14 protein-coding genes are annotated in these 12907 nt (G+C 50.8%); 13 read left to right on the forward strand and 1 reads right to left on the reverse strand.

Features of this window, described 5'->3' with window-relative positions:
- Positions 1-53 precede the first annotated feature (53 nt).
- The 12 genes from tsf (at position 54) to HMPREF2551_RS10105 (ending at position 10377) form a co-directional block, all read left to right on the forward strand.
- A complete protein-coding gene (gene tsf / locus HMPREF2551_RS10050; RefSeq protein WP_036493709.1) occupies positions 54-908 on the forward strand; it encodes a translation elongation factor Ts in 855 nt (284 codons plus the stop codon).
- A gap of 220 nt (positions 909-1128) precedes the next feature.
- Positions 1129-1848, forward strand: coding sequence for a UMP kinase (pyrH, locus tag HMPREF2551_RS10055; protein WP_070838800.1), 720 nt, complete (start codon positions 1129-1131; stop codon positions 1846-1848).
- Positions 1849-2010: 162 nt separating this feature from the next.
- Positions 2011-2481, forward strand: coding sequence for a 23S rRNA (pseudouridine(1915)-N(3))-methyltransferase RlmH (rlmH, locus tag HMPREF2551_RS10060; RefSeq protein ID WP_070838801.1), 471 nt, complete (start codon positions 2011-2013; stop codon positions 2479-2481).
- Positions 2482-2648: 167 nt separating this feature from the next.
- A complete protein-coding gene (pyrE, locus tag HMPREF2551_RS10065; RefSeq protein ID WP_003682682.1) occupies positions 2649-3290 on the forward strand; it encodes an orotate phosphoribosyltransferase in 642 nt (213 codons plus the stop codon).
- Between the two features lie 99 nt (positions 3291-3389).
- Positions 3390-3785 (forward strand): MJ0042-type zinc finger domain-containing protein, encoded by a 396-nt coding sequence (locus HMPREF2551_RS10070; RefSeq protein WP_070838802.1) that lies wholly within the window; start codon positions 3390-3392, stop codon positions 3783-3785.
- Entirely contained in the window at positions 3782-5095 is a 1314-nt protein-coding gene (gene argA, locus HMPREF2551_RS10075; RefSeq protein ID WP_070838803.1) for an amino-acid N-acetyltransferase, read from the forward strand. Before HMPREF2551_RS10070 ends, argA begins: the two co-directional genes overlap by 4 nt.
- 44 nt (positions 5096-5139) lie before the next feature.
- The gene (locus HMPREF2551_RS10080) at positions 5140-5919 is read left to right on the forward strand and encodes an exodeoxyribonuclease III (protein ID WP_070838804.1); all 780 of its coding nucleotides are present in this window, start codon (positions 5140-5142) and stop codon (positions 5917-5919) included.
- Positions 5906-6250: a hypothetical protein gene (locus HMPREF2551_RS10085; RefSeq protein WP_003749424.1), complete on the forward strand. Its 345-nt coding sequence runs from the start codon at positions 5906-5908 to the stop codon at positions 6248-6250. The genes HMPREF2551_RS10080 and HMPREF2551_RS10085 overlap by 14 nt, the downstream gene beginning before the upstream one ends.
- A gap of 11 nt (positions 6251-6261) precedes the next feature.
- Positions 6262-6795 (forward strand): alpha/beta hydrolase, encoded by a 534-nt coding sequence (locus HMPREF2551_RS10090; RefSeq protein ID WP_070838805.1) that lies wholly within the window; start codon positions 6262-6264, stop codon positions 6793-6795.
- Between the two features lie 166 nt (positions 6796-6961).
- A complete protein-coding gene (locus tag HMPREF2551_RS10095; RefSeq protein WP_070838806.1) occupies positions 6962-9073 on the forward strand; it encodes a TonB-dependent receptor in 2112 nt (703 codons plus the stop codon).
- 170 nt (positions 9074-9243) lie between these two features.
- The gene (locus HMPREF2551_RS10100; protein WP_070838807.1) at positions 9244-9939 is read left to right on the forward strand and encodes a thiol:disulfide interchange protein DsbA/DsbL; all 696 of its coding nucleotides are present in this window, start codon (positions 9244-9246) and stop codon (positions 9937-9939) included.
- Between the two features lie 138 nt (positions 9940-10077).
- A complete protein-coding gene (locus tag HMPREF2551_RS10105) occupies positions 10078-10377 on the forward strand; it encodes a hypothetical protein (RefSeq protein ID WP_004520276.1) in 300 nt (99 codons plus the stop codon).
- Positions 10378-10476: 99 nt separating this feature from the next.
- On the opposite strand, the gene ffh is transcribed toward HMPREF2551_RS10105, so the two are convergent.
- Positions 10477-11847 (reverse strand): signal recognition particle protein, encoded by a 1371-nt coding sequence (gene ffh, locus HMPREF2551_RS10110; RefSeq protein WP_070838809.1) that lies wholly within the window; start codon positions 11845-11847, stop codon positions 10477-10479.
- Positions 11848-12029: 182 nt separating this feature from the next.
- Here ffh and ccsA point away from each other — a divergent pair, with 182 nt between their 5' ends.
- Positions 12030-12842, forward strand: coding sequence for a cytochrome C assembly family protein (ccsA, locus tag HMPREF2551_RS10115; protein WP_003749434.1), 813 nt, complete (start codon positions 12030-12032; stop codon positions 12840-12842).
- Positions 12843-12907: the final 65 nt, after the last annotated feature.

The following is a 12907-nucleotide window of genomic DNA, read 5'->3' on the forward strand; positions in this document are numbered from 1 at the left end:
CTATTTCCAAACACGGCAAATGGCCGTGTTCCCAAAAATCTAGGAGATTCAAAATGGCAGAAATTACTGCAAAAATGGTTGCCGACCTGCGCGCCGCTACCGGCCTGGGCATGATGGAATGCAAAAAAGCCTTGGTTGAAGCTGAAGGCAACTTCGACAAAGCCGAAGAAATCCTGCGTATTAAATCCGGTGCGAAAGCCGGTAAACTGGCTGGCCGTACTGCTGCCGAAGGCGTATTGGCTTACGCGATCAACGGCAATGTTGGCGCATTGGTTGAAGTAAACTGCGAAACCGACTTCGTTGCTAAAGACGCCGGCTTCGTAGAATTCGCCAACTTCGTTGCTAAAACTGCTGCCGAGAAAAAACCGGCTACCGTTGAAGAACTGAGCGAACTGGTTGAAGCAGAACGCAAAGCCATCATCGCTAAATTGGGCGAGAACATGTCTGTCCGCCGCTTCCAAGTGATCGACACTGCCAACCAACTGGTTGCCTACATCCACGGTGCTTTGGCTACCGAAGGCGTATTGGTTGAGTACAAAGGCTCTGAAGACGTAGCACGCAAAATCGGTATGCACATCGTTGCCGCCAAACCTCAATGCGTATCCGAAGCCGAAGTGGATGCCGAAACCATCGAAAAAGAACGCCACATCTATACCGAGCAAGCCATTGCTTCCGGCAAACCTGCCGAAATCGCCGCTAAAATGGTTGAAGGCCGTATCCGCAAATTCTTGGCTGAAATCACTCTGAACGGCCAAGCATTCGTGATGAACCCTGACCAAACTGTTGCCCAATTCGCTAAAGAAAACGGCACTGAAGTGATCAGCTTCGTACGCTACAAAGTAGGCGACGGTATCGAGAAAGCCGTTGTTGACTACGCGGCCGAAGTTGCTGCCGCTGCTAAAGTGTAAGGCACTTATGAAAAAGAAAGCACCTAGATTCCAAACGAATCAGGGTGCTTTTTTTTGAGAAAACCGTTTACGGTACCTAATTTAAGACGGCCGAATATTCAGGCCGTCTGAAAACCAAAACAATAATAAACCGACACACCCTATCATTAATATTCCGACCGTTTGAAAATTCAGACGGCCCGCCCCCCGACCGACGACATTCAAGAAAGCAAGGTATCCCATGACACAGCAAATCAAATACAAACGCGTATTACTGAAACTCTCCGGCGAATCCCTGATGGGCTCTGATCCATTCGGCATCAATCACGATACCATCGTTCAAACTGTCGGCGAAATTGCCGAAATCGTGAGAATGGGCGTGCAAGTCGGTATCGTTGTCGGCGGCGGTAACATTTTCCGCGGCGTATCTGCTCAAGCAGGCAGCATGGACCGCGCCACTGCCGACTACATGGGCATGATGGCGACCGTCATGAACGCGTTGGCACTCAAAGACGCATTTGAAACCTTGGGCATCAAAGCGCGTGTTCAATCCGCACTGTCTATGCAGCAAATTGCTGAAACTTACGCCCGTCCTAAAGCCATTCAATATTTGGAAGAAGGCAAAGTCGTGATTTTCGCCGCCGGTACCGGTAATCCGTTCTTCACAACCGACACTGCCGCCGCATTGCGCGGTGCGGAAATGAACTGCGACGTGATGCTCAAAGCCACCAACGTGGACGGCGTGTACACCGCAGACCCGAAAAAAGATCCATCAGCAACACGCTACGAAACCATTACTTTTGACGAAGCCTTGTTGAAAAACCTCAAAGTGATGGATGCCAACGCCTTCGCCCTCTGCCGCGAACGCAAGCTCAATATCGTGGTATTCGGCATTGCTAAAGAAGGCTCGCTCAAACGCGTGGTAACCGGTGAAAACGAAGGTACGCTGGTTCACTGCTAATCATTGAAAGGCCGTCTGAAACAGCCGAACGGGATACATTCGGCTTTCAGACGGCCTTTTATTTTCAGTCGGTTGCGTAGGCATTGGCTCATGGTTTGAAAAGGTTGAGAACTTGCTTGACCATAATGCCCAACCGACAATTCGATAGTAAAAGGATACCCCATGAATATCACCGTCTTGGCTGTCGGCACGAAAATGCCGCGTTGGGTCGATGAAGCCGTCGGCGAGTACGCCAAACGCTTCGGGCGCGATGTCAATTATGCGCTGAAAGAAATCAAGCCGGAAAAACGCGGCGCGGGTGTGAATGCGGCTCAGGGCATGGCGGCTGAAGAAAAACGCCTGCTGGAAGCCATCCCGCAAGGCGCGTTTTTGGTGGTATTGGACGAACGCGGCAAAGCGCCGACTTCGGTCGAATTGGCGCAACATTTGAAAAGCTGGCAGCAAAACGGCGAACACGTCTACTTTATTATCGGCGGTGCAGACGGCATGACCGACCGTTTGAAACAGCAGGCAAACATGATGATGCGCCTTTCCAGCCTGACCCTGCCGCACGGCATGGTGCGCGTTTTATTAACCGAGCAGCTTTATCGCGCCGTTTCGATTTTGCACAACCATCCTTATCATCGGGAATAATCTGTTTTGATTGCCGGGATAAGACGGCAATGCCGCCTTGTCGGTTTGAAGAATAGGGCAAGTTGGCTAAAAGCGGGGTTGAACCTGTTTTCAGACGGCCTGATTTTTCCGCATGAATCCTTTATAATCGTTTCTTTGATAAATCAACATCTTTCGGGAGAACCCAAATGTCCGATTTCCGTCAAGACTTCCTCAAATTCGCTTTGGCACAAAACGTGTTGAAATTCGGCGAATTTACGACCAAGGCCGGCCGTCAGTCGCCTTATTTTTTCAATGCCGGTTTGTTCAATGACGGCGCATCGACTTTGCAGCTGGCGAAGTTTTACGCCGAAGCCATTATTGCCAGCGGCGTGAAGTTCGATATGCTGTTCGGCCCAGCCTATAAAGGCATTATTTTGGCGGCAGCAACAGCGATGATGTTGGCAGAAAAAGGCGTAAACGTACCGTTTGCCTACAACCGCAAAGAAGCCAAAGACCACGGCGAGGGCGGCGTGTTGGTGGGTGCGCCTTTGAAAGGCCGCGTGCTGATTATCGATGATGTGATTTCCGCCGGTACATCCGTGCGCGAGTCGGTCAAACTGATTGAGGCCGAAGGCGCAACGCCTGCCGCAGTGGCCATTGCGCTCGACCGCATGGAAAAAGGCACGGGCGAATTGTCGGCGGTACAGGAAGTGGAAAAACAATACGGCCTGCCGGTGGTTTCGATTGCCAACCTGAACGACTTGTTTACGCTCTTGCAAAACAATGCCGAATTTGGCGGCTTCTTCGAGCCGGTCAAAGCCTATCGCGAACGTTACGGCGCGGTTTAAACCATAACATCATGCTCAGGTCGTCTGAAACAGTTTTCAGACGGCCTGAAGCATTGGCTAAAATATATTTTTGATTCAATACACTTACGGAAAATACTCATGCCTGCTTGTTCTTGTCCTCATTGTAAAACGCCGCATTGGGTGAAAGATGCCCAGTTGAACGTGGCGCAGGGTTTCGTGGTCTGCACGCGTTGTTCGGGGATGTTTAAGGCCAAGGATTATCTGTCGGGCAACCTGCCGGCCGATCCGGCCCATCTGCCTGTGGCGGTAACGGATGTGCGCCTCGTGCATAACATCGGCGCGCAAATCCTCAAACATTCCAAACTTTCGCGCAAAGAAATTTCCGATTTGCTCAACAGCGCGCTCAAGGAAGAATCCAAAGTGGAAGGCCAGGAGGCGGTCAAAACGCGCAAGGACGGTTTCAACTGGACGTTGGCATCGCTGATTGCGCTGACAGTTTTGATTATGCAACTCTTTTATCTTGCCCTGCTATGAGTAACATCACCCATTTTGTTGCCAGCTTTCGCGAAGCCGCGCCCTATATTCAATATTTGCGCGGCAAAACCATGGTAGTCGGCGTGACCGACAGCCTGTTGGAAGGCGAAACCCTGATTCGTTTGGCCGCAGATTTGAATCTGTTGGCCAGCTTGGGCTTGCGTTTGGTCTTGGTGCACGGTTCGCGGCATTTGCTCGACAAATTGGCTTCGGGTCGGAATTTTGTTCCGAAATACAGCGGCAGCCGACGGATTACCGATGAAGCGACCCTGATGGAAGTGAAGCAGGTGGCGGGGATTATCCGCAGCGATGTCGAAGCAGCTTTGTTCAGCAGCGTATCTGCGCAGCAACGGAGCAAGCCGCCGGTTATCGCGTGCGGCAACTTTATTACCGCCCGTCCGTTGGGCGTTATCGACGGCGTGGACATGGGCTATACCGGTACCGTCCGCAAAATCGACGCGGAAGAGATCCGTTTGCGCTTGGATAGCGGCGCGGTGGTGCTGATCAGCCCTTTGGGGCATTCGTACAGCGGCAAAACCTTTAATCTGAGTATGTGTGAAACCGCGCAGGAAGTGGCCATGGCTTTGCAGGCGGAGAAACTGGTTTTCCTGACCGAAGAAGCCGGTATCCGCCGTGCCGACGGCTCTTTGGCCAATACTTTGTCTGTCGGCGAAGTGCAGGAATTGATACACGACAATCCTGATGCGCCGGCCGATTTACTCCATGCGGCAGTGTACGCACTGGAAAACGGCGTATCGCGGGTGCAGATTCTCAACGGCCGCGAAGACGGCAGCCTGTTGCGCGAGCTGTTTACCCGCGAGGGCAGCGGTACGTCTATTGCCCGAGGGCCGTTTGTTTCCATCCGTCAGGCACGCAGCGACGACATTCCGCACATCATCGCCTTAATCCGTCCGCTGGCGGAACAAGGCATCTTGTTACACCGCAGCCGCGAGTATTTGGAAAACCATATTTCTAGTTTTTCCGTATTGGAACACGATCAAAACATTTACGGCTGCGTGGCGTTGAAAACCTTTGCCGAGCCGGACTGCGGTGAATTGGCCTGTCTGGTGGTGTCGCCCGAAGCGCGTGACGGCGGCTACGGCGAATTACTGTTGGAACATTTATTTCAAAAAGCGCGCGCCTTAAATATCAAAACGCTCTTCGCCTTATCCACGCACACGGGCGAATGGTTTGTCGAACGGGGCTTTCAGACGGCCTCGGCCAATGACCTGCCTGCCGAACGCCGGCAGGAATACAATGCCAACGGCCGCAATTCCAAAGTGTTTGTTTATGACTTGCAGGCCGTCTGAAAACTTCAATCCCATTATCCGTTTTTAAATATCACTCAAATCTTATGTTGAAAATCATCTCTGCCAACGTCAACGGCATCCGCTCCGCCTATAAAAAAGGTTTTTACGAATACATCGCCGCATCGGGCGCGGACATTGTCTGCGTGCAGGAACTGAAAGCTCAAGAAGCCGATCTGTCGGACGACATGAAAAATCCGCACGGTATGCACGGCTACTGGCATTGCGCCGAAAAGCGCGGCTATAGCGGCGTGGCGGTGTACAGCAAACGCAAACCCGACAATGTGCAAATCGGCATGGGCATTGAAGAATTTGACAGGGAAGGCCGTTTTGTCCGTTGCGATTTCGGCAAGTTGTCGGTAATTTCGCTGTATCTGCCCAGCGGCAGCAGCGCGGAAGAGCGCCAACAAGTGAAATACCGCTTTTTGGACGCGTTCTACCCCATGCTCGAAGCCATGAAGAACGAAGGACGCGACATCGTCGTCTGTGGCGACTGGAATATTGCCCACCAAAATATCGACTTGAAAAACTGGAAGGGCAATCAGAAAAATTCGGGCTTCCTGCCTGAAGAGCGCGAATGGATAGGCAAAGTCATCCACAAACTCGGTTGGACGGATATGTGGCGCACACTTTATCCCGATGTGCCGGGCTATACCTGGTGGAGCAACCGCGGACAAGCGTATGTGAAAGATGTCGGGTGGCGTATTGATTATCAGATGGTTACGCCGGAGCTGGCCGCCAAAGCTGTTTCCGCACATGTTTATAAAGATGAAAAATTCTCGGATCACGCCCCTTTAGTTGTGGAGTATGACTATGTTGCCGAATAAGTTTTTTGGTAAGTACGACTGGAATATAAACAGTAAAACCGGCGTAGGTGCGGTTTGGGTTGTGGCGGCATTTGTGCTGCCCATGCTGGTGTGGGCAATATTCATGCTGGCGCGGATGTCCGGCTGGGTTGCGCCGACCAAGGCCAATCCGACATGGGCGTTGGTGTGGCTGCTGTTTTCATTGCCTTGCCTGCTGATTGCGGCCAAATGCTTTGCTTGGAAGGGCTGGCGGCTGATTGCCAACATCGTACTGTGTCTGGCGACTTGTGCCATTCTCAGCGTGCCAGCCGCCTTGTTGATCGCATTTACACTCAACGACTTGCTCAAATAGGCCGTCTGAAAATGCAGAGCTTCGAACTCGAAGAAATGGCACTGTTTCTGATACGCGATGCGGATGAAGCAGAAATGTGGATAGACCGCTGGGCGGTCAGCTATCCGATTGTTCAAACTGCCGAAGCCGATAGTCGGCAAACCATTTTAGAATGGCAACACGCCATTCAGACGGCCTTTGAGCATATTGTCAGCAAAAATATTGCCGTCGTGGCCCATGGTACCGGTGTGTCTGCATTTTTGGCATGGCTGTACCAAGCCGACATCCTGACGCAAAAACGCCTGACCAATATTATTTTGGTCTCGCCGAGTCCCGAGGCTTTTCCCGAAGACGAAATCCATACGTTCCAACGCGTCCGCTGTCCTTGCCGTACGGCGTTGGTCATCGCCGAAACAAACGGCACGCCACGCGATTGGGCGCAAGAACAGGCTGAATGCTGGCAGGCGCGCCTGCTTCAGTCGCCGCATTCCGGCCGGTTAAACGGCGCGCTCGGCGGCTGGCAATGGGGCATGAAGCTGATGCAGGAAATGCTGTTGAGTAAGTAGTGTAGCAGTATCTATTAATATTAATAAACGAAGGCCGTCTGAAACCGATATGTGTTTCAGACGGCCTTTGTTTGCAAATATCATGTTAAATATAATTAAAAGAAACTATTCTCATTTCTTTTATGAGGCAATATAATTCGGTTGTTTCGTTAAATTGAGTATAAAAATGCAAATACCATTTCATTTGGCTTTATTACCCACGCTGATTATCGCTTCCTTCCCTGTTGCTGCCGCCGATACGCAGGATAATGGCGAACATTACACCGCCACCCTGCCCACCGTTTCCGTGGTTGGGCAGTCCGACACCAGCGTACTCAAAGGCTACATCAACTACGACGAAGCTGCCGTTACCCGCAACGGCCAGCTCATCAAAGAAACGCCGCAAACCGTCGATACGCTCAACATCCAGAAAAACAAAAATTACGGCACGAACGATTTGAGTTCCATCCTCGAAGGCAACGCCGGTATTGACGCTGCCTACGATATGCGCGGCGAAAGCATTTTCCTGCGCGGTTTTCAAGCCGACGCATCCGATATTTACCGCGACGGCGTGCGCGAAAGTGGGCAGGTCCGCCGCAGCACCGCCAACATCGAGCGCGTGGAAATCCTGAAAGGCCCGTCTTCCGTGCTTTACGGACGCACCAACGGCGGCGGCATCATCAATATGGTCAGCAAATACGCCAACTTCAAACAAAGCCGCAACATCGGTGCGGTTTACGGCTCGTGGGCAAACCGCAGCCTGAATATGGACATCAACGAAGTGCTGAACAAAAACGTCGCCATCCGCCTCACCGGCGAAGTCGGGCGCGCCAATTCGTTCCGCAGCGGCATAGACAGCAAAAACGTCATGGTTTCGCCCAGCATTACCGTCAAACTCGACAACGGTTTGAAATGGACGGGGCAATACACCTACGACAATGTGGAGCGCACGCCCGACCGCAGTCCGACCAAGTCCGTGTACGACCGCTTCGGACTGCCTTACCGCATGGGTTTCGCCCACCCGAACGATTTTGTCAAAGACAAGCTGCAAGTCTGGCGTTCCGACCTTGAATACGCCTTCAACGACAAATGGCGCGCCCAATGGCAGCTCGCCCACCGCACGGCGGCGCAGGATTTCGACCATTTCTATGCAGGCAGCGAAAACGGCAGCCTAATCAAGCGTAACTACGCCTGGCAGCAGACCGACAACAAAACCCTGTCATCCAACTTCACGCTCAATGGCGACTACAACATCGGCCGTTTTGAAAACCACCTGACCGTGGGTATGGACTACAGCCGCGAACACCGCAACCCGACATTGGGTTACAGTCGCGTCTTTTCCGCTTCCATTGACCCCTACGACCGCGCAAGCTGGCCGGCTTCGGGTAGGTTGCAGCCTGTTCTCACCGAAAACCGCCACAAAGCCAACTCCTACGGCATTTTCGTGCAAAACATCTTCTCCGCCACGCCCGATTTGAAATTCGTCCTCGGCGGCCGTTACGACAAATACACCTTTAATTCCGAAAACAAACTCACCGGCAGCAGCCGCCAATACAGCGGCCACTCGTTCAGCCCCAATATCGGTGCAGTGTGGAACGTAACGCCCGCCCACACGCTCTACGCCTCATATAACAAAGGCTTCGCGCCTTATGGCGGACGCGGCGGCTATTTGAGCATCGACACTTCATCTGCCGCCGTGTTCAACGCCGATCCCGAATACACCCGCCAATACGAAACCGGAGTCAAAAGCAGTTGGCTGGACGACCGCCTCAGCACCACATTGTCCGCCTACCAAATCGAACGCTTCAATATCCGCTACCGTCCCGACGCGCAAAATGATCCCTACACTTGGGCTGTCGGCGGCAAACACCGTTCGCGCGGCGTGGAGCTGTCCGCCATCGGACAAATCATCCCCAAAAAACTCTACCTACGCGGTTCGTTGGGCGTGATGCAGGCGAAAGTCGTTGAAGACAAAGAGAATCCCGACCGAGTGGGCATCCATCTAGATAACACCAGCAATGTTACCGGCAACCTGTTCTTCCGTTACACGCCGACCGAAAACCTCTACGGCGAAATCGGCGTAACCGGTACGGGCAAACGCTACGGCTACGATTCAAGAAATAAAGAAGTCACCACGCTTCCCGGTTTTGCCCGAGTTGATGCCATGCTCGGTTGGAACCATAAAAACGTCAACGTTACCTTTGCCGCAGCCAATCTGCTCAATCAAAAATATTGGCGTTCGGACGCCATGCCGGGTAATCCGCGCGGCTATACCGCCCGGGTAAATTACCGTTTCTGATGAAACCAGGCAAAGGCCGTCTGAAAATAAGGCTATGATCTAAGCCATATTTCAGACGGCCTTTTATAAAGGTTGAAATAAAACTAAACACATTTTTTCACTCAAATCGAACACACCTCCAACAAAATGCCATAAAATCCGCCCATTGATTTGAATGTAAAGAGATACCTATGAAACTGAAAACCTTAGCCTTGACTTCATTGACCCTGTTGGCATTGGCCGCTTGCGGCAAACAGGCGGAAACCAGCGTTCCGGCAGACAGCGCCCAAAGCAGTGCATCCGCTCCGGCAGCCCCTGCCGCATTGACAGAAGGTGTCAATTACACCGTCTTATCCAACCCGATTCCGCAACAGCAGGCCGGCAAAATCGAAGTATTGGAATTCTTCGGCTACTTCTGCCCGCATTGTGCCCATTTGGAGCCGGTTTTGAGCGAACACATCAAAACGTTTAAAGACGATACCTATATGCGCCGGGAGCATGTCGTTTGGGGTGATGAAATGAAACCTCTGGCACGTTTGGCGGCCGCAGTGGAAATGGCCGGTGAATCAGATAAAGCCAACAGCCATATTTTCGATGCGATGGTTAACCAAAAAATCAACTTGGCCGATACCGACACCCTGAAAAAATGGTTGTCCGAGCAAACTGCGTTTGACGGCAAAAAAGTATTGGCTGCATTTGAAGCGCCTGAAAGCCAAGCGCGTGCGGCTCAAATGGAAGAATTGACCAATAAATTCCAAATCAGCGGCACACCGACCGTGATCGTCGGCGGCAAATACCAAGTCGAATTTAAAGACTGGCAGTCCGGCATGACCACGATTGACCAACTGGTGGACAAAGTACGCGAAGAGCAGAAAAAGCCGCAATAAGTTGAAGGCTGAATGAGTAAAGGTCTCGCGTCTCTTATCTTTTTTCCTTTACTTTACTGAAAGATCTAAGCCATGTGTGATTACTGTTCTGACCTGCGACCTACCGTTCGTATCAGGGTTCCGAAAAAATTATCGCAAATGTTACTGCGAGCCTCTGATCGTTTAGCAGACGGCACGCTTATCGATATTACTCCAGCCTACGACAAAGTTTATGGTCCCAGCCTTGATGTTGCCAAAACCATCGCTAACAGCGGTTACATTACCCATACAGATTCTCAGGGTAATCGTGACATATATGGTTGGAACGATTTCGTGGTGCATTATTTTCAATGTACGCACTGCAATGCCGTTTTCAGGCTTGGTGCCGAAACCTACCATGGTAGTGGTGGCCAATGGGAAATGCTGGAAGAGGCAACGATACGCTATGAAAATTCTTAAAAGGAATAGATTTCATAGTTATTATGTGAACAGTAATTCTTGCTAGAGTAAAAAAACGCCGTCTGAAACTTTTCAGACGGCGTTTTCTGTCAAATTAGCTTACAAACCCGGGAACATGCCTTTCATTCCCTTCATGCCTTTGGCCAAACGCATCAGTTTGCCCAAACCGTTGCCGCTGAACATCTTCATCATTTGTTGCATTTGTTCAAACTGTTTGAGCAATTTGTTCACTTCCTGCACGGTTGTGCCCGCACCCATTGCAATACGGCGTTTACGGCTGGCTTTGAGCAGGGCAGGGTTGGCGCGTTCTTTTGGAGTCATTGAGTTGATGATGGCTTCCACTTTGCCCATCGCTTTTTCAGCCGTGCCTTCGGGGATTTGTTTCGAGATTTGACCCAGTTCGCCCGGCATTTTCGACATCAGGTTTTCCAAGCCGCCCATATTGCGCATCTGCTGGATTTGTTCTTTAAAGTCGTTGAGGTCGAAGCCTTTGCCTTTTTGCAGCTTTTTCGCCATTTTGGCGGCGGCTTCTTCATCAATACCTTTTTGAACGTCTTCAATCAGGGTCAATACGTCGCCCATGCCGAGGATACGGCTGGCAAGACGGTCGGGATGGAAAGGTTCGAGACCGTTGATTTTCTCGCCGACGCCGATAAATTTAATCGGTTTGCCGGTTACATGACGCACGGACAATGCCGCACCGCCGCGCGAGTCGCCGTCCATCTTGGTCAATACGACACCGGTCAGCGGCAGGGCTTCATTAAATGCCTGAGCGGTATTCACTGCATCCTGACCCAACATGGCATCAATAACGAACAAAGTTTCAACCGGGTTGACCGCCGCATGAAGCGCTTTGATTTCGTTCATCATCTCTTCATCGATTGCCAAACGGCCGGCGGTATCGACCATCAAGATATCGTAAAAATGTTTTTTGGCGTAATCGACGGCGGCAATGGCAATCTCAACCGGTTTTTGGTTGGTATCGGATGGGAAAAAGTCCACGCCGACCTGTTCGGCCAACAGGCGTAGCTGTTCAATCGCGGCCGGGCGGTAAACGTCGGCAGATACCACCAAAACTTTTTTCTTCTGATCGTTTTTCAGCAGGCGGGCGAGTTTGCCGACGGTTGTTGTCTTACCGGCACCCTGTAAACCGGCCATCAAAACAATGGCAGGCGGTGAAACCGATAAGTCCAGCGTTTTGTTTTCTTTGCCCATCAATTCGACTAAGGCTTGGTTGACTACGCCGATAAAGGCTTGGTCAGGCGTCAGGCTGCCGACGACTTCTTGGCCAAGTGCCTGTTCTTTGACAGTGTTGACGAATTCTTTAACGACGGGCAATGCAACGTCGGCTTCCAGCAGGGCAAGACGAACCTCGCGCAAGGCTTCTTTAATATTGTCTTCGGTCAGCGTTGATTGGCCGCGAATATTTTTAAGTACCTTGCTGAAGCGGTTGGTCAGGTTGTCTAACATACTTATCCTTGATAATGAGAATAGCTGCCCAATACAGGGCATTCTTTGTTAAAATAAAATTCGGATTATTTTACACGATAGTCCGAAGTTATGCTTCAAGAACACAAACACGCACACCAAGGCCGTCTGAAACCCTGTCGGCTGTCCGTCTAGTGTTCACACCTCTATTGAGAAAGATATTTATGCCGATTGTCTTAATCTGCCTTATGCTGGTGTATGCCGGATTGGGCGCATTTTCCTGGTTGCAACATAAAAAGCACAATAATAAATCTTACCCGCTGAAGACCGAGCTGTTGATTTTGAGTGGCGCATTATTGGTACATGGCGCAGCATTGATGTTCCCGGTATTGCAGGATAGGGTATTGATTACCGGTTTTGGTTATTCGCTCAGCCTGATAGTCTGGCTGATGCTGATGATGTACTGTTTGGGCAGCTTCTTTTATTGTCTGCGCGGTGTGCAACTCTTATTGTATCCCTGTGCCGCATTGACCTTATTGCTGGGTTTCCTTTTCCCGGGAGATTTCACAGGCCGTCAAATCGTAGACTTATTGCCGCTGTCGCACATTGCATCATCATTGCTTGCATACGGACTATTTGGCATCGTTACCTTATTTGCCATCCTAATCCTTTTAATCAACCGTAATTTGCACAAACGCCGTTTTTCCGCATTGGTCAGCTTCTTGCCGCCTTTATTGAGTTTGGAGAAACTCATGTTCCAAGGTATTTGGGCAGGTTTCATTTTATTGACCTATTCCGTTATCAGCGGTACGTTTTTTGCAGAAGCCGTTTTCGGCAAACCCATGACCTTCACGCATAAAACCATCTTCAGTATTATGTCGTGGCTGATTTATGGCGCATTATTGTTGAAACACAGCATGACCGCATGGCGGGGTAAAAAAGCCGCCGTTTGGACCATTGTCGGATTTGTCAGTCTGATTTTTGCCTATATAGGTAGTAAATTTGTCTTAGAAATTATCCTGCACCGTATTGGATAAATAGAAACCATACAAAAAGGCCGTCTGAAATACTCTTTCAGACGGCCTTAGTATTGAATCGGGTT

Source organism: Neisseria sp. HMSC066H01, from assembly GCF_001837375.1.
GTDB lineage: Bacteria > Pseudomonadota > Gammaproteobacteria > Burkholderiales > Neisseriaceae > Neisseria.